Here is a 23,392-nt window from a genome sequence, read left to right on the forward strand (position 1 = left end):
GGTCGTCATTCAAAACCGTAAACCCTGGCCGCATTGGTATAGAATAGTTTTTGTAAAACTCCTTTAGGTAAATTAAGTCCGCGGAATTTACCGGAAAACTCAGGTGCCTCCAGCTCCTTGTCGGTTGCGAAGAAGTCCCAGTGAAAATTCCACAAATGTTCAAATCGATCCGCCACTCCCTGATCGCCAAAAGAACCATCGTCGATCACATCCGTACCGTACATGATCCTATCCTGGTACTTGATCATAAACGCCCGTACATCCTCCCGGCGTTCTTTGGCCTGTAACTGTAAATGGCAAACCCTCTCGGCCACATCGGTCAAAAGATTAGGATACTTATCCAGCCTTGTGGCCACTTGGTCTATGCTCCATTCCATGCTCAGCAAGTGCAAGCCTACAAATTGAAGATTTGGATGGCGCTCCAACATCCTGTCCCTTGCCTCCATTTGCGCTTGATATGAAGGGTATTCCGGATGTAGGAACATATGGTATTCAGGATGGCCACTAAAATAATTCCGGTCCGAGTCCACCGTCATTTCTTCCAAAGGAAGCCAGCAGTTTTTTGGCTCCCCCTGATGGCCAATCAACAGGATGTGATTTTTCTCAAGATAATCCAAGATAGGCGCGACCCGCTCATCATCTATCATGATAAACTGACCTTGGCTGTCTTTTAGATCCATCCCAATATTCTTCCAAATCTTCACCCCGGAAGCTCCCTTCTCCAAGCCCCGCTTTATTTGTTCGATGGCCCTCGTGGCCCAGCCCTCCTCATTTATCCCTTCTGTAGAAAATGAGGTGACAAATCTAATCCGGTTTGGGTATTGGCTGTCCAGTTGTTTGAGTACCTCTTGTTGGCCCTCGATGGAATCAAAAAAAGGTATCTCTGTATTGATCGAAAGAAAGGAAGCGCCATACTCAAGGGCTTTTTCCATTTTTTCGATGGAATGTGTATTTAAATGTACGTGTGCGTCTATAAAAGGACGAATCATTTATTTATCGTTTTTCATGATATCCAACTTATAACTCACCAAATCAGTCACTTCTTTGGTGGCTTTCGGGAAGACCTTCCGCAAGTCGATTTCTTCATTTTCAAGCAGCAGTTGCTGCAAGGTCTTCATGAAAATATTTTTGATTTCAGTCGCCAGGTTCACTTTGCAGATGCCTCGGGTGATGGCTTTCCGTAACTGTTCCTCAGAAACTCCTGAGCTACCATGAAGGACCAAGGTCGCCTCTGTGGCCGCTGCTATTTCACTTAATAGATCAAATTGCAATTTAGGCTCTTGTTTATAAAAGCCATGTGCCGTACCAATGGAAATCGCCAGTGCATCCACCCCGGTTTGCTCGACGAAGGTTTTGGCCTCCTCGGCTGTTGTAAACCCTTGGTGCTCGTGAGACTGACCCAGTTTGGCCACATACCCCAGCTCAGCTTCCACGTTTGCACCGTATTTATGTGCTCTCTTTACCACTTCCTGGGTGATTTTCACATTTTCATTAAAAGGCAACTCACTACCGTCAATCATCACCGAGTCAAATCCGGCATCCAAGCAAGCCTGTACCAGCTCGACACTGCCACCATGATCCAAATGGATCCAGCCTTCTACTCCATACTCCTTCAGTGCTGCACGCCCCATGGCGACTGCCGTATTAAGCCCCATATAGTCTATCGAACTCTTGGTCAATTGTAAAATCACGGGCTCGTCCAAGGTGGACGCAGCCTTCATGACACCCTGTAGTGTTTCCAGGTTATAGAAATTGGTGGCCAATAACCCACGTTTTTGGGCTGTAAATCCCTGTAATTTATGCTTTAACTTCATGACAATGATTAGATTTTTTGATTAAACTGGGACTTTGCCCGTTCTTTTACTGCCGCCAGGGATTTAAAAGCCCCCGTTCCTCCTGCTGCGGTGGTGTTCAGAGCCCCCGTGAGATTGGCCTTGCGCAAGCATGCTTCCCAGTCCGCCCCCTCAAGGAACTTACTGATAAAACCTGCATTAAAACTGTCCCCGGCACCAATGGCATCCACAAACTGATCGTTCACAAAAGCCTCCAACTGGATTACCTCGCTTTTGTCATATACCATCCCTCCTTTCGTGCCCCTTTTCAGTGCTACCGTATTGGCAACTGGCTTAACCGCAGACAAGGCTTCCTCGACCGTGGCCTTTCCTGTCAGGGAAAGTAACTCTGATTCATTCGGGAGAAAAATATCCACATACGGCAGGCATTTTTTATAGTCAAAATCCCACTGATCATCAGGATCCACTTGTAGGTCTAAAGAAGTGGTCATACCAGCTGATTTTGCTTTTTTGAAAATGGCTGTTATATCTTTTTGAATCCCTTTCTGGAGAAAATAATTGGAAAGGTGAAAATGCCTGAACGTATCGGCTTTATCCCAAGGAATGTCCTCCATGGTCAATGCTTCCATCGCTCCACAATAGGTGATATTGGCCCTGTCCTGATCATAATTCATGACCACCGTAAGGCCAGTCTGAAACTGGTCTGTCGCCGAAATGAAGGTGGTATCCACATTTTGGGCATCCAAGGTTTCACTCACCATTTGGCCAAAATCATCTTTTCCCACCTTACCACAAAAAGCAGTATCCACGCCCAGTGTAGCGATATTAGCCGCAAAAATGGCGGAGGAACTCCCCAAAACCACATCCATTTTTTGGGCCACTTTTTCACTGCCCAGTTCAGGAAATCCCTGAATTTGGTTTAGGATCAGATCAATGTTCAGCTCACCTACTACCAGCAAATCCCTTTTACCCATAAGTCAATTCATTTATAATTACCCGAGGGAGCAATTGCTCCACGTCTGCTTTATATATCATTCCCAAATCCGCCCTGAGGCAATTGGCAGCGCCAAAAGCAGCACCATACCTGGCAATTTCTTCGACGCCAACCCCTTGGCTGACCCCATGCGCCACACCGGCAGTAAGGCAGTCGCCACAGCCCACAGTGCTGATCACTTTTTCCAAGGTGACATTGGCATGGATGAGTTTTCCTTGATAACTAAGGTACAGCCCCTCTTTGCCTTTGGTCAGAGCGATCAAGTCGACTTTTTCGTGCAGTTTATGAATCGCATCCAGAACATCTGGGGTCCCACAATATTGCTTGGCCTCATGTTCGTTGAGATGGATTCCAAACACATTTTCTTCCAACGCACGCTCTAATTGGACACCGCTACAGTCCAATATGACATTTTTCTCTTCCCTATTTGCTATAGCAATCAATTCCTGGTACGCAGTTTCCGGAGCACCTTTTGGCCAAGATCCTGACAGTACCACCACATCCGCTTTCTCAAGTTCTCTCTTAAATACCCCGGCAAACCGGTCAAAGTCCTTCTGGGTCATTTCCGGCCCTGGCTCCATCAATTCGGTGTTTTGTACGGAAGAAGTTTCAGACAAGAAAGTATAGCACTTCCTGTTCATGCCCCTTAACTCCACACCTGTCGTGGCTATTCCAAGTTCCTCGCAGGTGGATTTGATCCATATCCCTGAATGTCCCGCCCACGATGCCAGCAACTTGGTGGACTCCCCGGCTTCATTAAGGGCCATCGCCACATGAACCCCCTTTCCCCCAGGAAATTCCTGCTGCTTGGAAATGCGGTTGGCCTGGCCAAGGCGAAAATCCTCCAGCCATGCATAGGTATCAATAGAGGGATTTGGACAAACAGAAAGAATCATTATTTCTCTTTTCTATAAATGGTCACTCCTTGCACCACCCTACTGATGGCTCCGCTTACAGAAGGGTTATCAGGATGCAGCCCCAGCTGCAAACACTTATAAAACCCTAACAACTGTCCCACCATCGTAGCAGGAAGGACATTGAAAATGGCTTTTTCATTGGCACCGACAGCAGGCAGATCCAAAATGGAATGATATCCATCTGTATTATCAGCTGCAAAGCTAAGGGTCTTTATCTTTCTTTTATCTTGGCCAATGCTTTTTGCCAAATCTGTTTCATATCGAGCCACATGAGTGTCTTTTGAAAACAGGTAAACCACAATGGAATCTTCATTTGCTACCGCTCTAGGCCCGTGCCTGAAACCTAGAAATGAATCATGCTTGCATACTACTTGGCCATCGGTCAGCTCCTGGAGCTTTAAGTGGCACTCCCTCGCGACACCAAGCATGGTCCCCGATCCCAGGAAGATCACCCGCTTAAAATCCAGCTTTGCTACCTCTTCAAACTTGTCCAAATCATGATGCAACATGCTGTTTGCAGTCTCCACCGCATTCTCAAACTGTTCTTTCAACTGACCCAATTGATCAATACCCGCTACAAGCAAGATCGCAAGCAGCATGGAAGTAAAGCTTCCGGTCATGGCCAGGCTATTGTCATTGGAGCCTTCGGGCAGGACCAAAGCGAAACAGTTTCCTTCGCAATCATTAGCATAAGCAGCAAGCTCCCCATCTGGATTACATGTAATGATCAGATGGTAAATTTCTTTGCAGTGCTCATCAGCAAGCTTTACTGCTTCCACACTTTCAGGGCTATTGCCAGACCGGGCAAAAGATACCAATAGCGTGGGCACGTCCCCAAGAAAAAATAATTCGGGATGCGTCACGACATCCGTGGTAGCTATAGCTTGTGTATGGACACCTGTCATTTGCTGTACTGTCCCCTGTGCAGACTCCCCAATAAAAGCTGAAGACCCTGCACCGGTGAGGATAATTCGAGCATTTCCTTTTTCAAAAATCGGCTTTAGAAAAGCATGGATGGAGCCCTTATCTTTTGCTACCTGGCTAAATACTTGTTGCCACAACTCAGGCTGTCCTGCTATTTCCTTTGCCGTGTGAAATGCCCCCAGTGCCTCAGCTTTCTCCGCGTCCAGGGTCAAATATGTCGTTTGTATCATATCTTAAAGTAAAATCTAGCTTATGCTGTATATCCAAAACAGCCTCTTCCCATAGAAATGAGCGAGCGCTGCACTTTCGTTTTACATATACATCAAATTAAACGAAATAAAATGAAACAAAAAAATTTCAATTTATTTTTAATAATTAAAACTTTAGAAATTTCCCTGATGACCATTACACTATAAAAAACCGAAATTAACTTACAAAATTGAAATTAACTTCCTTAAAACCTTGAAAAATCCCTTAATAACAATCATCCATCAATAAACTCTCCCCAGATACAAATAGTGAAATTTTCATGATCCATCAACCATCATCGGATAAAAATTTTCACTTACTTTCGCTCTTACCCTAATATTGTTCCATTTAAAAAACGCTCACTCCTTTTAAATAAAAAAGCCAGCGGAAACTAGTCCCACTGGCCCATACTGCCTTCCATTTTTAATTGTCAATGGCACCGGAAGCGTCCTCATGTAAGCCTCTAATCAATGTACTTAAAGTTATAATTTGGATCCAAATCCTCCAGGAAACCTGTAATCAGGTCGATCACGCTATTTATATCCTTTTTGCTAGCCGTCTCCACGGTGGTATGCATATACTTCAGCGGCAAGGAGATCAATGCTGACGGTACCCCGTCATTGGAATAGGCAAATGCATCTGTATCCGTCCCGGTCCCTCTGGAAGCAGCCGCTCGCTGGAATGGTATCTCGCGTTTATTGGCAACGCCAATAATCATGTCCAGCAATTTCTTGTGAACAGAGGCTCCATATGTCAGTACAGGTCCTGATCCGGCTACTTGCTCCCCGCTGGTAACTTTATTGTACATTGGGGCGGTCGTATCATGGCAAACATCTGTAATCACTGCCACATTTGGTTTGATCTTAGCCGCGATCATCTGGGCGCCCCGTAGACCAATTTCTTCCTGCACAGCATTTACAACATACAGTGCAAAAGGAAGTTTTTTCCCTGAATCATGCAGTTTTTTCAGCACTTGGGCGATCATATAGCCTCCTACCCGGTTATCCAATGCCCTACCGGCAAAGAAATTACCATTTAGATCAATCAACTCATCCTGAAAGGTCGCAACACATCCGACATGAATGCCCATTTTCTCCACTTCCTCTTTACTCCTGGCGCCGACATCTATAAAGATGTTTTCCAGGGAAGGTTTGTCTTCTTTGTCCCCTTTACGAACGTGAATTGCCGGCCAGCCAAAAACCCCGGGGATAACTTTTTCATCCGTATGGATGTTCACACGCATGGAAGGGGCTATCATATGATCCGAGCCACCATTCCTACGCACATAGATGTACCCTTCTGGAGTAATGTAATTTACAAACCAGCTGATCTCATCAGCGTGCGCCTCAATGACCACCTTAAAAGGCGCATCTGGATTGAGCACCCCCACGGCAGTACCATAACTATCGGTGAAATGCTGATCCACAAATGGCTTGATGTAATCCAGCCATAATTGCTGGCCGGACGCCTCAAATCCCGTCGGCGACGCATTGTTGAGGTATTTGTAAAGGAATTTTTCGTTTTCTTGCATGAAATAGTTATATATTTTTGTTTATCATAGTCCACGGTCGACCGACCACTGCCCTCTGGTAAATAGAGTGATTTATATTTAACCCGAAATCAATGCCGTTTTAGCTAAGAGCAGACAGTAACAAAACTGTCATCTCGCCGCGGCGAAGGAATCTCTCTCATACTACACATAACGATTGAAAAGATCCTTTCCCAATCTGTCGGGATCAGGATAGCCTGCCCCGCATGACTATCGGGGACATACGGTAACTAAACGGCATTGATCCCGAAATGTGCATTTCCTATCTACGCCACAGCCTGTCCCTGACTATTTCGGGAGCGCACAGGTATTACAACCTGAAAGGACTTCAAAACCAGCCGCTTTGATTTATTCTATCACCATCCTTTTTATACCAATATAAAGACAACTCACCATTTCTCCCCCTGACCTTATCGCAGAACCAAGAAGCCTTCTACATCCCCTATTGGATTGCCTTGTTGATCCTTTAGCAATATTCAAAGCTACAGAATCGTCGGTTCTTTGGAACTGTTGCGCTAAGACAAATTTTTACTCATTGGGCATTTTTCCTTGCAACCAAGCTTATTTCGGCACTCAATTCCAATGCTTTTTCCCAAACCCTTAGTTTCTCAAATTTAAACGACATAACAAAATCATAAAATGCAAAATTTACGGTGGGCTGCAGACTGATAACTGTAAACTCTACAAAGGTATATTCCCATGCTTCTTCCGGGGCAGGTTATCCACTTTGTTTTGGAGCATCTTGAAGCCGCTGATCAATTTACCCCTGGTTTCGGAAGGTAAGATCACCTCATCAATATACCCCCTGTGGGCTGCCTTGTACGGATTGGCAAACTTCTTAGTATACTGGTCAATCTTCTCCTGAAGCTTTTTCTCCGGATCGTCCGACTGACCAATTTCCTTTCTGAAAATAATTTCCGCTGCGCCCTTCGCTCCCATTACCGCAATCTCTGCGGTAGGCCATGCAAAGTTCAGGTCGGCACCGATGTGCTTGGAGTTCATCACATCGTAGGCGCCTCCATAGGCTTTTCTGGTTATCACCGTAATCCTCGGCACGGTGGCCTCAGAAAATGCATACAGCAGTTTGGCGCCATTGGTAATGATCCCATTCCACTCCTGGTCCGTTCCGGGCAAAAAACCTGGCACATCCACCAAGACCAGCAAGGGGATATTAAAACAATCACAAAACCGCACAAAGCGGGCTGCTTTTATCGAGGCATCATTATCAAGTACTCCTGCAAGTGACTGGGGCTGATTCCCCACCACACCAATACTTCTCCCGGCTATCCGGGCAAAACCAACGACCATATTGTCTGCGAAATTTTTATGCACCTCCAAGAATGAACCTTCGTCTACTATTCCCCTTACCACATCGCGCATATCATAGGGATGATTGGGATTCTCTGGCACCACCTGATTCAATTCCGCTCGGGATTCATCATCCAGCAATTCATACGGGTAGGACGGTGCATCGTCCTCGCAATTTTGGGGAATATAGCTCAAAATACTTTTTATGGTCTTGATGCACTCCACTTCATTTTGGCAGGCAAAGTGCGTGACCCCACTTTTGGTGCTGTGCGTACTCGCTCCTCCCAATTCTTCCGAACTGACATGCTCTTGTGTAACAGTCTTGACAACGTTTGGCCCGGTCACAAACATATAGCTGGTTTCCTCCACCATAAGAATAAAGTCAGTAATGGCAGGTGAATAAACTGCTCCACCTGCACAAGGCCCCATAATCGCCGACAGCTGTGGAATCACTCCTGAAGCCCTGGTATTTCGGTAAAAAATATCCGCATACCCTCCCAGGGAATTAACGCCCTCCTGGATGCGGGCACCGCCGGAATCATTTAAGCCTATCACAGGCGCTCCGTTTTTCATGGCCATGTCCATGATTTTACAGATTTTTTCGGCATGGCTTTCTGACAGTGAACCGCCAAACACCGTAAAATCTTGGGAATACACATAAACAAGCCTGCCATTGATCTCTCCATACCCGGTCACCACTCCATCACCTAAATAATATTCCTTATCCAGTCCAAAGTCCTTACACCGATGCATTTTGAATTTATCGATCTCCTGAAAAGTCCCTTCATCAATGAGCAGATGAATCCGCTCACGAGCTGTCAGCTTGCCCTTTTCGTGCTGGGTAGCTACCCGCTGTTTGCCCCCGCCCAATAAGGCTTCTTCATTTTTCTTTTTTAATAGCTCCAGCTTCTCCTTGTTACCTGGCAATGTATAGACTCCTTTTGTAGAACTTTTCATAAAATCAGCATCGTGGGTTCATCATACAATATAACGAACTGTTTTTTATAGAAGAAACTTTTTCCGCTACCCCACTCAAAACTACGCAGGGATACACTTACCTACTCAATTAAAACCTTTCCTTTATTAAACTGGCAATTATCATAAAGCATTTTAAATAAACTTTTTATATTCGCACAACTAAAAATCCGGGGCTACATGAGACATGAGAAGGCAGCCATAATTGACATGGGTACCAATACATTTCACTTGATATTGGTAAATCTGAGGGAAGAGGATTTTAATATTCTTTTCAAAGAAAAAGCCCCAGTAAAAATAGGGCAAAAGGGCATCAGCAAAAACGAGATTCATCCCGACGCAAAAAAACGGGCAATGGACACCCTTAAGCATTTCCGGGAGTTGATCGACGGAGAAGAAATCGAGCATATTTATGCCTTTGCAACCAGCGCAGTACGAAATGCCCACAATGGGATGGAACTGGTTCAGGAAATCAAAAATACGTTTGACATTGATGTACATGTGATCGATGGGGAGCAAGAAGCACAGCTCATCTATGAAGGCATCCGGTTTAGCAAGTCATTGGGAGAAGAAAACAGCCTCATGATGGACATTGGTGGTGGATCGGTAGAATTTATCATCGGAAACGAAGCCAAAGCACTCTGGAAGCAAAGTTTCGAAATCGGTGGTCAGCGGCTATTGGATCTTTTCCATTATCACGACCCCATTCTTCCCGAAGAGATCGACAAGCTGAAGGATTATCTTTCTGAGCGCTTACAGCCGCTAATCACTGCTCTCAAAGAGCACCAACCGAAAAGGCTAGTGGGTGCTTCGGGGACCTTTGACACCTTAACAGACATGTACTATGCCGCTGCCCACCTTACCAAAACGAAGAACCAAACGGTTTTCCACTTGCCAAGGGCTGAATTCAAGCGCTTGGCCCAAAAACTGGTCACACTAAATAAGGAGCAACGACTGGAAATCCCCGGTATGATCCCCATGCGTGTGGACATGATCGTGGTCGCTTCTTATCTGATTGAGTTTATCCTACAATATGTAGACGCTGACGAACTGATCTGTTCTAATTATGCGTTGAAAGAAGGGGTGATCTCAAAAATCCTGAAAAATGAATCAATCATCCCCTGCATGGGAATAGAAAAACATTAAACCAACCAAGCCTGTCTCATCAATGGAAAATACGTCATCACGATCCCGCCATGGCGGAGAAGTGATCTCTATGTGCGCTCATTACATGTTTAAGAGAATTGCTTCTCTTCACTATCGCAATGACGTGCATTTATGAGATGGCCGCTTTAATTTTAACAGCATCATGAATTTTGATTTTAAAGACCTATTTGCGTTTACAAAAGATATATTCATAAAAATCGGATGTCCCGAGGCCGACGCACAATCTGCTACCGAAGTACTACTTTCTGCAGACCTTCGCGGTGTGGATTCGCATGGGGTAGCGAGACTTTCCGGCTATGTCAGGCTTTGGGAAGCGGGCAGGATCAATCCCACCCCCAACATCCGTATTGTCCATGAGACCCCCAGCACAGCAGTTGTCGACGGGGACGGTGGATTAGGATTAGTGGTCGCACCTATTGCCATGCAAATTGCCATTGGCAAAGCAAAAAATGCCGGAACTGGCTGGGTATCTGTCAAAAACTCCAACCATTACGGCATCGCCGGCCACCACGCACTACAGGCCGTAAAAGAAGATATGATCGGCATGTCCATGACCAATGCCAGCCCATTGGTCAGTCCTACCTTTTCGAAAGAAAGACTACTGGGCACTAACCCCATCGCTGTGGCCATCCCTGCTGGCGAAGAACCTCCCTTTGTAGCAGACATGGCCACCACGACTGCCGCCAATGGCAAACTGGAGATCCTCCAGCGAAAGCAACAGGAAGCCCCGACCGGCTGGGTACAAGACAAGGACGGAAATCCCACCAACAATGCCTTTGGTGTCAAGGAAGGTGGCGCCCTGCTCCCTTTGGGCGGTGACCGGGAACACGGCTCTCATAAGGGCTATGCACTGGGCTCGATAGTGGACATATTTTCAGCCGTACTTTCAGGTGCCAATTACGGCCCGTGGGTTCCACCGTTTGTAGCCTTTTTGGAGCCCGATCCAAATCCAGTCGGTGAAGGCATAGGCCATTTCTTTGGAGCAATGCGTGTGGATGCCTTTCGCCCTGCGGATGAATTCAAAGGCCATATGGACAATTGGATCAAAAGATTCCGTGCTGCCGAAACGACTCCAGGCCATAAGAAAGTCCTTATTCCCGGGGACCCGGAAAGAGCGCTTGAAATAGAACGAATGGAAAATGGCATTCCATTGCTGGAACCCGTCCAAGAAGACCTGAAAGCATTGGGCGAAAAGCTGGGCATCCCCTTCAGGGGATAATTAAAAAAAACCAACCATTCGACCATAAATTATCGTATGCACTAAAATAGAAATTCAGTGCATACGATAATTTTACAATATTTTAATTTTTCAATATTCCATTTTTCCCTATCTTAATGACATGTCAAAATTCCACCATTATCAGACACTAATCACATGGACCGGAAATACCGGTATGGGGACAAGGGGATACCTTGCCTACCAAAGAAACTTTGATGTCGTCACAGAGGGCAGGCCTGTTGTTTACGGAAGTGCAGACCCCCATTTTCGCGGAGATAAGTCCCGCCATAACCCGGAAGAACTATTTTTGGCCAGCATCGCTTCCTGTCACATGCTTTGGTACCTTCACCTGTGTGCTGAAGCCGGAGTGAGTATTGTCTCATACGAGGACCATGCTGAGGGGATCATGCAGGAAAATAAAAATGGCTCGGGGCAGTTTAGCGAAGTGGTATTATACCCTGTGGTAACCGTGGAAGCTGAGTCCATGAAAACCAAGGCCATGCAGCTTCACGAAGAGGCTAACAAATATTGTTTTATCGCCAACAGCTGTAACTTCAAAATTCGCCATAAACCGGTGGTAAGGATCGCCTCCAAAAAGCAAAGTTATAGCTGACCTTGGGAATCTAATCTCCATAGTGGAAATGGGGCTTACCAGATCAATTATTCATTAGCCCTTTTGTGTCACTTATCGTATAATAACATAAGGAAGAGCAAGGATCAGAGTCATCAAATAAAGTCCTCTCCTTTGTTCTTGGCATCAGCCACAAATTCCTTGAATTTCTTTTCAGCATCCAGCTTACAGATCAAAAGTACATTTTCGGATTCATTGATCAGGTAGTTATCCAATCCATGGACAACGACAAGCTTCTGGGGAGAAACTTTGATATAGCTGTTGGACGTATCATAGAGCATTGCATTAGCATCCACGACGTTATTGTTTTTATCTTTGGGTTTCAGTTGGTGGATACTCAACCAAGAACCAAGATCAGACCATCCAAAATCGCCCAATATCAGGTAAACATCATCTGATTTTTCCATAATACCAATATCTATGGTGACATTTTTCACCAGAGAATAAGCGCGTTTCACGAACGCCTTTTCCTCAGGAGTGGAATAAAAATCAGCTCCTTCTTCAAACACCTCAGCCATTTCAGGCATCTGTTCTTCAAATGCCTTAATGATAGACCTGTTTTTCCAAACGAACACACCACTGTTCCATACGAAATCCCCACTTTCCAGAAAGGTTTTTGCCAGTTCCGCATCGGGTTTTTCGGTAAAGGTCTTCACCTTCTTGACTTCTTCCTGGCTATCGATGTATTGGATGTAGCCATAGCCTGTATCCGGTCTATTGGGCTTGATGCCAATAGTAATCAAGTGGCTGTCCTTTTCAGCTTCACTTAAGGCCAGTGCAATGGTTTCCTGAAAAGTCACTTCGTGCAAGATCAGGTGATCAGACGGCGTCACGATTACCCTTGCACCCGGATCTTTCTTCTGAATCACGTAGCTGGCATAAGCAATGCACGTGGCTGTATTCCTTCGTAGCGGCTCTCTTAAAATCTGGGCATCATCTAAGTCAGGAAGCTGTTCTTTGACAATGTGCGCATAGATATGGTTGGTCACCACAATAAACCTGTCAGGGCTGGATAGTTTCACAAATCGGTCGTAGGTGTTTTGGAGCAAACTCCTCCCTGTACCCAATAGATCTAAAAACTGTTTTGGAAGGTTGTTTCTGCTATGCGGCCAAAATTTAGTACCAACTCCCCCGGCAAGAACAACAATATATGGTGTATTTCGCATGATCTTTATTAAACAATCCCCTCTTTCATTAAATCGTGGATATGAATGAATCCAAACACTTCACCATCCTCTTCCACCACCAACTGTGTAATATTACACTCCCTCATTCTATTCAACGCCCTCACGGCGTATTCCTTGCGAGCAATGGTCTTTGGTTTTTTGGTCATAATATCTTTAGCTGTCACCTCGGATAAATCTCGGTGTTTTTCGAGCATTCTTCTGAGGTCTCCATCGGTAACGATTCCTATTAACTTCTTATGGGCATTTAGCACTGCGGTGGCCCCAAGGCGCTTTCCACTGATTTCCAGGATTACTTCGGTGAGGACTGCCTCGGCATCCACCACAGGAACAGCATCCTTTACCATCAGGTCATCCACCGTGAGATAAAGTTGCTTGCCTAAAGATCCGCCGGGATGGTAGCGGGCAAAATCATCGCTACTAAAGCCCCGGGCTTCCAAAAGACAAACAGCAAGGGCATCACCCATCGCCATATGCGCCGTGGTACTTGTGGTAGGAGCCAAATTTAACGGACAAGCCTCCGCGGCAATGGTCGCATTCAGCACAAAATCAGCATGTTCTGCCAAGTAGCTTTCGGTGTTACTAACCAGGGCCACTAGCTTCGACCCCATCCTCTTGAGCATCGGCACCAGTACTTTCACCTCTGGAGTATTTCCACTCTTGGAGATACAAAGTACAAAATCTTCCTTTTGGATCATACCTAAATCACCATGAATAGCATCGGCGGCATGCATAAAAAGTGCTGGAGTACCGGTGGAATTTAAGGTGGCCACGATTTTGGTGGCAACAATGGCACTTTTGCCCACCCCGGTAATCACCACACGCCCTTTGGAATGGAGAATCCCTTCCACGCATGCTTCGAAGTCACCATCAATATTCGGAATCAAATTTCGGAGTGCTTCTGCCTCTGTTTGGAGAACTTTAATGGCGCTGTTTCTAATATTTTTTATTATATTCAATTTTACCGAGGTTATTAATTAAATTTGTACAAAGGTAAAATTATTTGCGGTAAAAATTTAATGAAACGCTATCGGCCCATCATTAAAAATAGATAATGGAGTGGACATAAAAATTAAAGAGAACCTCAAGAAGATTTTTGGCTTCAATCAGTTTAGAGGAAATCAGGAAGCTATTGTTGACAACATATTACAGGGCAACAATACGTTTGTGATCATGCCGACAGGAGCCGGAAAATCCTTATGCTATCAACTTCCAGCTGTCACCAAAGAAGGTGCGGCTATCGTCATATCTCCTTTGATCGCCTTGATGAAAAACCAAGTAGATCAACTGAACGCTTTTGGCATTAACGCCCATTTCCTGAATTCGACACTCAGCAAGACGGAAACCAACAGGGTCAAAAAAGAAGTCCTTTCAGGCGCGACAAAACTGCTTTATGTAGCACCAGAGTCCCTTACCAAGGAGGAGAATGTAACGTTCCTAAAGTCTGCCCAACTCAGTTTTGTCGCCATCGATGAGGCCCACTGTATTTCAGAGTGGGGCCATGATTTCAGGCCTGAATACCGAAAGATCAAAAGTATTATCGGGCAAATCGGCGACTCACTTCCTATCATCGCGCTCACTGCAACGGCCACCCCAAAAGTTCAACAGGACATTCAGCGAAACCTCAACATGGAGGAAGCCGATCTGTTTAAGTCTTCCTTTAACAGGACCAACCTTTTCTATGAGGTAAAGCCAAAAGCAAAATCAGATACCAAAAAGCACCTCATCAAGTATGTCAAATCCCAGAAAGGCAAATCGGGGATCATATATTGCCTGAGCAGAAAAAAGGTGGAAGAAATCGCCGGGCTCCTCAAGGTCAATGGCATCAATGCCGCTCCCTACCATGCTGGCCTTGAATCCGCCATGCGGATAAAGAACCAAGATGACTTTCTTAATGAAGAAGTGGATGTGGTCGTGGCCACGATTGCTTTTGGGATGGGAATTGATAAACCCGACGTCCGCTATGTCATCCACTATGACGTCCCCAAGTCACTGGAAGGCTACTACCAAGAAACCGGAAGAGCAGGACGTGATGGGCTGGATGGGCATTGCCTGATGTTCTACAAATACGAAGACATTGTCAAACTCGAAAAGTTCAATAAAGACAAACCTGTCAATGAGCGTGAGAATGCCAAAGTACTGCTTCAAGAGATGGCCGCTTACGCAGAAAGCTCTGTATGCCGCAGGAGAGTCCTGCTGCATTATTTTGGGGAAAGCCTGAATGAAGACTGTGGTTTTTGTGACAACTGTAAGAAAAAAAGAGACTCTTTCGACGCGAAGGAAGATATCCTGACCGCCATAGAAGCGGTGAAGGAAACCCACCAGCGATTCAGCCTGGACCACATCGTAAATGTCATCCGTGGTGAACAGAATGAATACATGGAGAGCTACAACCACGATGGGCTTTCTGTATTTGGCAAAGGTCAGGAAGACAGCGAAAGATACTGGAGGTCTGTCATAAGGCAAACCATGATTCATGGGCTGTTGGAAAAAGACATCGAAAACTATGGTGTCATCAAGCTATCCAAAGCCAGCGAGGACTTCCTGAAAAGCCCTCACGAGATCACCTTCACTAAAGATCATGATTTTGAAGAAATGATCGAAAACGATGAGGCTGAGGAAATCGCCAATACCAATAAAGCTTATGATGAAAAGCTCTTTGAACTGCTAAAGGTAGAGCGAAAAAAAGTAGCCAAAAGCAAAGGCCTGCCCCCTTACGTCATTTTCCAAGACCCGTCTTTGGAAGAAATGGCGACCGTTTACCCTACTTCCAAAGAAGAACTTGCCCAAATAAATGGGGTAGGTATGGGAAAAGTCACTAAATTTGGAGCTTCATTTCTCAAGTTAATTACCAATTATGTTGAGGAAAATGACATTATTACGGCTTCGGACGTTGTCGTCAAGACCGCCGGTACACGCTCCAAAGTAAAGATATCAATCATCCAGCAGGTAGACCGCAAGATTGATCTGGATGAAATCGCCAGTAACCTGAACATAGAAATGTCAGAATTACTGCAGGAAATCGAACAGATTATCTATAGTGGCACCAAATTAAATATCAATTACTATATCCATAACATTATGGATGAAGAGCGGGAAGACACCTTACATGATTACTTCATGACCGCCGAAACAGACAACATCAGAGAAGCACTTCAAGAACTTGAGGATGAAGACTTTGGAGAAGAAGAAATCCGGGTCTACAGAATTAAGTTTATTTCTGATCATGCCAATTAAAATTTAGATTTAAATAAATGAACATACTGTTATTAGGAAGCGGAGGAAGAGAACATGCCTTCGCCTATAAAATTGCCAATAGCCCAAAATGCGACCGTCTATATGTAGCCCCAGGAAATGCTGGCACTGCCGGCATCGCTACCAATGTATCCATTGGAATCACGGATTTTGGCGCCATGAAGGAATTTGTCCTTGCCAATTCGATTGACTTGGTGGTGGTAGGCCCCGAAGAACCCTTGGTCAAGGGTGTGGCAGATTATTTTGCTTCCCAAGAAGAGACGAAAGCATTGCCTGTGGTAGGGCCAAAACAAAAAGGAGCCACCTTGGAAGGAAGCAAGGATTTTTCTAAACAGTTTATGCAGCGCCACCAAGTGCCCACCGCTGCTTCAGCGACCTTTACCATAGATACTATCGACGAAGGATTGGCGTTTATCAAAAAACAGCAGCTCCCAGTGGTGCTCAAAGCCGACGGGCTTGCGGCAGGGAAAGGTGTGCTGATCTGCGAAACCTTAGAAGATGCTGAAAGTTCATTTAAGGAGATGCTGCTGGAAAGCAAATTTGGTGCAGCCTCCGAAAAAGTGGTCATTGAGGAGTTTTTATCAGGCATTGAGCTCTCTGTATTCGTGGCGACAGACGGTAAAAGCTATAAAATCCTCCCTGAAGCGAAAGATTATAAACGCATCGGTGAAAAAGACACAGGCCTCAATACAGGTGGTATGGGAGCAGTCAGTCCGGTGCCTTTTGCAAAAGGTGAGTTCTTAAGAAAAGTCGAAGAAAAAGTGGTCAAACCGACCATTGAAGGCCTTGAAAAAGACCAAATAGATTATAAGGGATTCATTTTCATCGGTTTGATGAATGACAATGGAGAACCTTATGTGATCGAGTATAACGTGCGTATGGGAGACCCTGAAACCCAAGCAGTACTTCCTCGTATCAAGAGTGATTTTGTGGACTTGCTCTATGCCATGGGTACAGGCACCCTGAAAGATTATGAATTAACACTGGAAGACTTTACGGCCACGACTATTGTAATGGTAGCGGGTGGATACCCAGGTGCCTATCCAAAAGGTGATGTGATCAGTGGACTTGATAATGAAAATGGCAACAGTATCACATTCCACGCAGGCACCTCCACAACCCCCCAAGGAGATGTGGTCACCAATGGCGGCCGTGTATTGGGAATCACAGGCAAAGGAAACAGCATAGAAGAAGCGCTGTCCAATGCCTATTCCAGGGTACATGAAATATCCTGGAAAGATGTCTATTTCCGAAATGATATCGGTCAAGACATCCTAAATTATGGTAAATAAAACCATAATTTATTCACGAGGAACATGCACTGAGCATGTTCCCTAAATAATATATGTGTTATGGCAGGATGTAGTAGCTGCTCTACCACCGCTGGAAGCGGAGGGTGCCAAAATAATGGCACTTGTGGTACGAGCGATTGTAATAAAATGAATTCCTTCGATTGGCTGTCCCATATGGGCATTCCAAACGTGGATAATTTTGACATAGTAGAAGTCAAGTTTAAAGGCGGACGAAAAGATTATTTCAGAAACGTAAACCACCTTCAACTCACCACTGGTGATCCGGTGGTAGTGGATGTGCCCAGTGGCCACCATATCGGCTATGTCTCCCTCCAAGGGGAGCTGGTCAGGCTTCAAATGCAAAAACGAAAGATCAAAAATGATGACAACATCACCAAGATCTATCGTGTCGCCTCACCAAAAGACCTTGAAAAGTGGGAAGAAGCCAAAAACAGGGAAGTACCGACCCTATATAGGACCAAGCAAATCATCGACGAAATAAAGCTGGAAATGAAATTGTCCGATATAGAATATCAGGCGGACAATTCGAAAGCCACCTTTTACTATTCTGCCGATGAGCGGGTAGACTTCAGGGAACTGATCAAAATACTGGCTTCTGAATTCAAAATCCGTGTGGAAATGCGACAAATCAGCCTTAGGCAAGAAGCAGGTAGATTGGGAGGAGTTGGTGTATGTGGCCGTGAATTATGCTGCTCTACCTGGATCCATGATTTCAAAAGTGTCAGCACTTCTGCCGCACGGTACCAGAATCTTTCCTTAAACCCCACCAAGCTTTCCGGACAATGTGGAAGGCTGAAGTGTTGCCTCAATTATGAGCTGGATACATACATGACCGCTTTGGAAGATATTCCAAACATCGAAAAGCCCTTGGTGACAGAAGCCGGCCATGCAAAACTCCAGAAGACAGACATCTTCAGGAAGCTAATGTGGTTTAGTTATAACAATGAAAACAACTGGCATTCGATTGATTGCGGCAGGGTAAAAGAGATCATCGAGATGAATAAGGAAGGGGAAAAACCTTTCAGTCTTGAGTTCAACGATGTCATGGACCTTGATGAAGATAAGAGCAACTCCAATATCGATTTGGAAATGCTGGACAAAAAATTCAGTAAGAACAATAAGAAGAAGAAAAAACGAAAGCCCAGGCCAAAACAATCAGCTAACAAACCGGCCGGAGCCAAAGCCGACACGCAAACTTCTCCGCCAAACAAGGACAATAAAGACAAGCAACAATCTCACCGCAAACCTTCCAACCGAAGAAAAGGCGGTGAACAAAGAAAGGGACCATCCCCTCAAAAACAGCAGCCTGCAGGTGACCAGAAAAACCCTCAAACTGCTCAAGGTGCAAAACCAAAAGGCAACAAGCGCAGGAACAATCGTAAAAAGGGAGGAGGAAGACCCTCCAATAATAAAGGCAATCAGCAAAATGAACAATAGATCGATGGTCAAAAAGCTTTATGGGACTTTGCTGATATCATCCCTTCTGCTTTCCTGTAACAACGACCGGGTATATGAAGAATACCATGGCTTGGAAAATCTATCTTGGCCTATCGCTGATACCGTTACGTTTGACATTGAGACGAAATATGATCATGATGACGTAATTTCTACGCTTCGTGTCAAGTACAATAAGGATTATGATTATTACAACCTTTATGTACGGTATTTGGTCAGGGACAGCCTTGGACAAATCAGGAATAACGAATTGTTAAACCTTAATTTATTTGATCCCAAAACCGGAAAGCCCTTAGGTAGTGGTTATGGCAACAGCTTTACCCAAATGGACACCTTGCCGTTAAGCAAAGTGAAAGATGGCGAAAAAATAACGATACAATTTGTCCAATACATGCGAAGCAATGACTTGGACGGCATAGAAGCCGTGGGAATCAAACTTAAAAGAGGAGTGGATGATTGATTCACTCCTTCTTTAAGTTTTCATGGATCTTTGTCTGTAACAGATCCTCACGATCCATCCAATACTGCCGGCTAAACACCTGAGTGATATGCCAGCCTTTTTCCTTTAATATCCTTGGATGATACACAAAAGCCTCTTTTGCTGTTTTGGCTGTAAATAGCCGGTTGTCATCTGTTAGAATAGCTCCCACATACTTACCGCTTTCAAGCAGTTCCAAATCCATATTCCTTGAGATTGTGCTGTTTCTAACAGTGTGTCCGCCATAGGTGCCTTCCAGCTTATTCTTTAGGTACCAGGAGACCTCGAACCCTCCCGAGGTCTGCTCTTGGACACCCACTTTTCTCCCTTTGGAAACCTCCTCGGCGTAGTGCAGGTAATCCCTTAGCATTCTGATGCCAGGATTGTAAATTTGCTTTGTCCTGAAATCATCTGCCGAGATACTCGTAATCACATAGACCCTTTCCCTAGCCCGTGTAACCGCTACATTTAGCCGATTCACACCCCCATCCTTAGATAGAGAACCGAAATTAGCGATAAACTTCCCGGCCTTATTTCGAGCATAGCCAATCGAAAAAAGCACCACGTCAAACTCATCTCCCTGGACATTCTCAATATTTTTGACCTTAATTTTCTTTCCGAACTTGCCCCTGAGGCCCTTCTCATTTGCGATCAGATCAACAATCAGCTCCATTTGGTAATAGTTAAAGGTAATCACACCAATCGACAGCCCAGAAGATTCCGCTACCAGCTCCTTCAATTCTTTAACCACCCTTTCTGCTTCGACCGTATTGGTTTGCTTGTCCCATGTGCCTTCCACCTTTATCCATTTATACGCGCACACTTCCTGATTTAGACTATCCATTTCAGGTAGCATTGTTAGTTTATTGTCATAGAAATGTTCGTTGGAAAATGCTATCAATGGCAGTGACTTACTTCGATAATGCCCTTCTAAGGTATATTTCTTAAAATTATGGGAAGCCAGTTCCAACAGGGATTCCACCTCCAAATCCATTCCTTCCTGGTCAGCTTCATCCATTCGGACCCTATATAAATCAAAAGGCTGTAACTGCTGACTATCTCCGGCAATGACCACTTGCCTCCCTCTCAGCATGGCTGGAAGACCCCTTTCTGCATAGCACTGAGATGACTCGTCAAATACCACCAAGTCAAATCGGCTCTCTATTGGAAAAAGTGCTGAGACAGTCTCTGGTGACGCCAACCAGCAAGGAACCAACCTGAAAATTTCTTCTTGAAACTTTTCAACCAGTTTTTTTATACTCCACAATCGCTTCTTCTTGGTAACCTGGTGCTGTAGTTCCCGGTAAGTAATCAGATTATTTAAACGATTATATTCAAGTTTTTTAAATGTATTTTCCCTAAGCCGCATCTCAGTAATAAACCTGCTGATTTTTAGCTTTTCGTCCACAGCTTCCGAAAACTCCTCCAAAATATCCTTCACCTTGAACAGACTCATTTCCTGGAGTACCGGGTATTTAGCTTCGATATGCTCTATCCAGCTGAGCTTAAGCCCTGCTAGGAAAATCTGCTTGAGTTCTTCAAAGTCCTTATCTGGATAATCATCCAGTAGTTTATTGATCACTTCTATATCGATACTTCTCAGCTTCCGCTTTAGCCTGTCCATGGCCACTATCTCCGTAAAATTTTCCGTAATAGTGTCCTGAATCTTATCAAGTTTATCTTCATCCGAAGTGGTCAATAAATGCTTTATCTGAATCGTGCTGAAATAATTTCTCCATCCAGAAGTCTTATGTTCAATCAGCTCATTGATCCCTATCAGCTCTTGTAAAATCCTTCTGAAATGATCAAAATCGGCATTGTCAAAAATCAAATACGGGGTAAGCACTCCTAGCTCCTCAAGGATAAACCGAGCTTTCACAGCTTCTATCAGGACATGAAACTCATGGTTAAAAGCGGGAAACCCAAAGGGCTTTTCCGGAAGATTGATCCAGGGCTTTCGGTCGAGAAGGGTATATTGATGGTTTATGTTTAGCCTATTTCCCAACATCTTGACCAGTACTTGTAATCCCTCCAGGTTCCTTTCCAGCTCATTATGCTCTAAAAGCGACCATACCTCGCGATATTCTTTTCTATAAAAACGAAGCGTAAGTGATTTCCACCAAGAATCTTTCATTCCTATCACATGGAGTACTTTTTGATAGGTATCTTCTACGTTACCATCTTCAAGAGACCACTCGACACCTTCCGCTGCTAACAGGTTTTTGATGATATCCACCTTATTCTCCAGCCACAAAAGGTCCATATCAGCCTTTGGATATTTCATTAACCTCTTCAGAACCAAAAAAACATCTTTATTACTGATCAGTTTTTGTAATTCCTCAAGCCTGGCCTTCTGCTCAAAAGATTGGTATACCAAGGGAAATTCAAATGGCTGGTACAATAAGTCACCAAGAATCAACTCGGCGGTACTTTTCAGCTCTTTAATCTCCAGCAAGTTTTCCTTGAAACGATGGATAGCATTGGCCGTAAATTCAGCAAAATCCACGCGATGAAGCCAAAAGGAATCTGCCTGTCCGTACTTTGGATAATAATACAGGTATTCCTTTAAATCCCGTAAAAACTCATCCAAAATACTCCAGTGATAATGCTTATAATATTGGGTCAGGTTTAGGTGCTGATCATCTAGCGAAGAGCTCAAATAAAGTTCCTTCACAGGGACACCACATTCCTCTGTATTGAAGAGCGCATGCCTGTATTCCTCCAAATACTCGCTATGATGATCAATTACACTTACAATTTTACTAAAACTCCGCTCCAATTGGATGGCATCAAGGCTCCGGTTCAGTCCTTTGTAGATTTCAAGTGAGTTGATTTGATCAGCCAATTTCTTGAACATCGCAGGTCTATCTGTCCTGAAATCATGGACCAGTGCCATAAAGGCACCGAACCCTTGCTCGACCAACCTATCATGGACCACATCCAAAGCGGCTCTTTTTTGGGAAACCACCAGCACCTTCTTATCCCTTGAGATAAAATCGGCTACCAGGTTACAAATAAGCTGGGACTTCCCTGTACCAGGCGGTCCCTCCACGACACAAGAGCCTCCCTGTCGGACGGTCTTAAGCACTTCCTCCTGACTTGCATCCAGCGGAAGTGTATTGAACAAACTTCCCTCTGCACGGGATGGTTGTTCCTCTCTTTCATCGGCAAACCATTCCGTAAAAAGGCCTTCCAGGTTTTCGCCTGAAAATTTATCCATCAGCTCTTCATAGTCCTTGATCAAAAAGGAGCTTTTTTGGGAAAATTGACCCAAAATAGCATTGGGCCTTAATTTCAGCATTCCTGCTTTGAACACTTTACCTACCTCGGCAGCACTTTTCTCTTTAAAATCATCTAGTTTGTCCTGAAACAATTCCTGGCCAAAATTCAAGGTTAATTCCTTTTGGAGAAATTGGTAAAGTGCTGTTCTGAATGGGGTAGGTTCTTTAGGGAAATGCTCCAGGGGATTTTCCCACCACTCCTTTTTAAAAGACTGTTGGTGAGCGTTGGCATAAGCCAGCAAAAAAGCTCTGTTAAAAAAAGGTTGATCGCCAGATTTTTTCTTAAAGAACCACTTTTTCCCCTCTTCGACTATACGAACAGGGAAGAATAACAAGGGACATCTTATCGCTTGATCATTGGGAAGTTTTCCTTCTATAAAAGGCCATCCCACGTAAAGACTTTTCTCCCCGCTTTCTTCTTCAGCGAGCTTTACCCGCTGGCCAAGCCGCTTCAAACGGAGAGAGAGCTGATTTACCTTAGCATCTCTGGCATCCTCTGCGGGCACCAACGGAATCTTCTTCTTTCTGCCCAGTAACTCAGTAATATAGGCAAAGGAATTTTCATACTCCAAAAATTCAAATTCCTTCAGGTCTATCATTTGGGTACTCACCAGTTTTGGTAAAAAAACGGATCTATTCCTTGCAGACAAATCCATTAATCTGTTCATATAGACCTGAAAGACATCCTTTATCATAAAAT

17 protein-coding genes and 1 pseudogene are annotated in these 23,392 nt (G+C 44.6%); 7 read left to right on the forward strand and 11 right to left on the reverse strand.

Translation table 11 applies throughout. The features are described from left to right. Positions 1–5 precede the first annotated feature (5 nt). The 8 genes and pseudogenes from FKX85_RS00740 to FKX85_RS00775 form a co-directional block, all read right to left on the reverse strand. Positions 6–932, reverse strand: a complete 927-nt coding sequence (locus FKX85_RS00740) for an amidohydrolase family protein (protein WP_229239727.1) — start codon at positions 930–932, stop codon at positions 6–8. 57 nt (positions 933–989) lie between these two features. Next, entirely contained in the window at positions 990–1,814 is an 825-nt protein-coding gene (locus tag FKX85_RS00745; RefSeq protein ID WP_141612930.1) for a class II fructose-bisphosphate aldolase, read from the reverse strand. A gap of 8 nt (positions 1,815–1,822) precedes the next feature. Then, complete coding sequence (locus FKX85_RS00750; protein WP_141612931.1) at positions 1,823–2,767, reverse strand: carbohydrate kinase family protein; 945 nt, start codon at positions 2,765–2,767, stop codon at positions 1,823–1,825. Continuing rightward, positions 2,760–3,683 carry a 1-phosphofructokinase family hexose kinase gene (locus FKX85_RS00755; protein ID WP_141612932.1) on the reverse strand — a complete coding sequence of 308 codons (924 nt, stop codon included), beginning with the start codon at positions 3,681–3,683 and terminating at the stop codon, positions 2,760–2,762. Before FKX85_RS00755 ends, FKX85_RS00750 begins: the two co-directional genes overlap by 8 nt. Further along, complete coding sequence (locus FKX85_RS00760) at positions 3,683–4,858, reverse strand: SIS domain-containing protein (protein ID WP_141612933.1); 1,176 nt, start codon at positions 4,856–4,858, stop codon at positions 3,683–3,685. The genes FKX85_RS00755 and FKX85_RS00760 overlap by 1 nt, the downstream gene beginning before the upstream one ends. A gap of 482 nt (positions 4,859–5,340) precedes the next feature. Next, a complete protein-coding gene (locus FKX85_RS00765) occupies positions 5,341–6,408 on the reverse strand; it encodes a M42 family metallopeptidase (protein WP_141612934.1) in 1,068 nt (355 codons plus the stop codon). Between the two features lie 366 nt (positions 6,409–6,774). Beyond that, a pseudogene (locus FKX85_RS21830) lies at positions 6,775–6,942 on the reverse strand (four helix bundle protein); the annotation flags it as partial. Between the two features lie 165 nt (positions 6,943–7,107). Then, positions 7,108–8,691 carry an acyl-CoA carboxylase subunit beta gene (locus FKX85_RS00775; protein ID WP_141612936.1) on the reverse strand — a complete coding sequence of 528 codons (1,584 nt, stop codon included), beginning with the start codon at positions 8,689–8,691 and terminating at the stop codon, positions 7,108–7,110. Positions 8,692–8,889: 198 nt separating this feature from the next. Between FKX85_RS00775 and FKX85_RS00780 the strand changes: the two genes are divergently transcribed. From FKX85_RS00780 to FKX85_RS00790, 3 genes are all read left to right on the forward strand, one after another. Further along, the gene (locus tag FKX85_RS00780; protein WP_141612937.1) at positions 8,890–9,855 is read left to right on the forward strand and encodes a Ppx/GppA phosphatase family protein; all 966 of its coding nucleotides are present in this window, start codon (positions 8,890–8,892) and stop codon (positions 9,853–9,855) included. 163 nt (positions 9,856–10,018) lie between these two features. Continuing rightward, positions 10,019–11,095: an Ldh family oxidoreductase gene (locus FKX85_RS00785; protein ID WP_141612938.1), complete on the forward strand. Its 1,077-nt coding sequence runs from the start codon at positions 10,019–10,021 to the stop codon at positions 11,093–11,095. 121 nt (positions 11,096–11,216) lie between these two features. Beyond that, positions 11,217–11,708 carry an OsmC family protein gene (locus FKX85_RS00790; RefSeq protein WP_141612939.1) on the forward strand — a complete coding sequence of 164 codons (492 nt, stop codon included), beginning with the start codon at positions 11,217–11,219 and terminating at the stop codon, positions 11,706–11,708. Between the two features lie 113 nt (positions 11,709–11,821). Here the strand turns inward: FKX85_RS00790 and FKX85_RS00795 are convergent, their stop codons facing one another. Next, positions 11,822–12,892 (reverse strand): mannose-1-phosphate guanylyltransferase, encoded by a 1,071-nt coding sequence (locus FKX85_RS00795; RefSeq protein ID WP_141612940.1) that lies wholly within the window; start codon positions 12,890–12,892, stop codon positions 11,822–11,824. Positions 12,893–12,900: 8 nt separating this feature from the next. Further along, entirely contained in the window at positions 12,901–13,869 is a 969-nt protein-coding gene (locus FKX85_RS00800; RefSeq protein ID WP_141612941.1) for a KpsF/GutQ family sugar-phosphate isomerase, read from the reverse strand. Between the two features lie 100 nt (positions 13,870–13,969). Here FKX85_RS00800 and recQ point away from each other — a divergent pair, with 100 nt between their 5' ends. From recQ to FKX85_RS00820, 4 genes are read left to right on the forward strand one after another with little or no spacing between them, the layout of a single operon-like run. Next, on the forward strand, positions 13,970–16,147 hold the full coding sequence (recQ, locus tag FKX85_RS00805; RefSeq protein ID WP_141612942.1) for a DNA helicase RecQ: 2,178 nt from the start codon (positions 13,970–13,972) through the stop codon (positions 16,145–16,147). Positions 16,148–16,164: 17 nt separating this feature from the next. Then, on the forward strand, positions 16,165–17,457 hold the full coding sequence (gene purD, locus FKX85_RS00810) for a phosphoribosylamine--glycine ligase (RefSeq protein WP_141612943.1): 1,293 nt from the start codon (positions 16,165–16,167) through the stop codon (positions 17,455–17,457). Between the two features lie 60 nt (positions 17,458–17,517). After that, positions 17,518–18,915, forward strand: coding sequence for a PSP1 domain-containing protein (locus FKX85_RS00815; RefSeq protein WP_141612944.1), 1,398 nt, complete (start codon positions 17,518–17,520; stop codon positions 18,913–18,915). Beyond that, entirely contained in the window at positions 18,905–19,393 is a 489-nt protein-coding gene (locus FKX85_RS00820) for a gliding motility lipoprotein GldH (RefSeq protein ID WP_141612945.1), read from the forward strand. The genes FKX85_RS00815 and FKX85_RS00820 overlap by 11 nt, the downstream gene beginning before the upstream one ends. A 1-nt stretch (position 19,394) precedes the next feature. Here FKX85_RS00820 and FKX85_RS00825 read toward each other — a convergent pair whose 3' ends face one another. Beyond that, complete coding sequence (locus FKX85_RS00825) at positions 19,395–23,387, reverse strand: AAA domain-containing protein (protein ID WP_141612946.1); 3,993 nt, start codon at positions 23,385–23,387, stop codon at positions 19,395–19,397. Positions 23,388–23,392 lie beyond the last annotated feature (5 nt).

Source organism: Echinicola soli (assembly GCF_006575665.1).
Lineage (GTDB): Bacteria > Bacteroidota > Bacteroidia > Cytophagales > Cyclobacteriaceae > Echinicola > Echinicola soli.

Excerpts from the sequence above, each read along its gene's own strand:
- FKX85_RS00740 (WP_229239727.1), bottom strand. The coding sequence starts at position 932 with ATGGAAAAAGCCCTTGAGTATGGCGCTTCCTTTCTTTCGATCAATACA.
- FKX85_RS00745 (WP_141612930.1), bottom strand. The coding sequence starts at position 1,814 with ATGAAGTTAAAGCATAAATTACAGGGATTTACAGCCCAAAAACGTGGG.
- FKX85_RS00750 (WP_141612931.1), bottom strand. The coding sequence starts at position 2,767 with ATGGGTAAAAGGGATTTGCTGGTAGTAGGTGAGCTGAACATTGATCTG.
- FKX85_RS00755 (WP_141612932.1), bottom strand. The coding sequence starts at position 3,683 with ATGATTCTTTCTGTTTGTCCAAATCCCTCTATTGATACCTATGCATGG.
- FKX85_RS00760 (WP_141612933.1), bottom strand. The coding sequence starts at position 4,858 with ATGATACAAACGACATATTTGACCCTGGACGCGGAGAAAGCTGAGGCA.
- FKX85_RS00765 (WP_141612934.1), bottom strand. The coding sequence starts at position 6,408 with ATGCAAGAAAACGAAAAATTCCTTTACAAATACCTCAACAATGCGTCG.
- FKX85_RS00775 (WP_141612936.1), bottom strand. The coding sequence starts at position 8,691 with ATGAAAAGTTCTACAAAAGGAGTCTATACATTGCCAGGTAACAAGGAG.
- FKX85_RS00780 (WP_141612937.1), top strand. The coding sequence starts at position 8,890 with ATGAGACATGAGAAGGCAGCCATAATTGACATGGGTACCAATACATTT.
- FKX85_RS00785 (WP_141612938.1), top strand. The coding sequence starts at position 10,019 with ATGAATTTTGATTTTAAAGACCTATTTGCGTTTACAAAAGATATATTC.
- FKX85_RS00790 (WP_141612939.1), top strand. The coding sequence starts at position 11,217 with ATGTCAAAATTCCACCATTATCAGACACTAATCACATGGACCGGAAAT.
- FKX85_RS00795 (WP_141612940.1), bottom strand. The coding sequence starts at position 12,892 with ATGCGAAATACACCATATATTGTTGTTCTTGCCGGGGGAGTTGGTACT.
- purD (WP_141612943.1), top strand. The coding sequence starts at position 16,165 with ATGAACATACTGTTATTAGGAAGCGGAGGAAGAGAACATGCCTTCGCC.
- FKX85_RS00815 (WP_141612944.1), top strand. The coding sequence starts at position 17,518 with ATGGCAGGATGTAGTAGCTGCTCTACCACCGCTGGAAGCGGAGGGTGC.
- FKX85_RS00820 (WP_141612945.1), top strand. The coding sequence starts at position 18,905 with ATGAACAATAGATCGATGGTCAAAAAGCTTTATGGGACTTTGCTGATA.
- FKX85_RS00825 (WP_141612946.1), bottom strand. The coding sequence starts at position 23,387 with ATGATAAAGGATGTCTTTCAGGTCTATATGAACAGATTAATGGATTTG.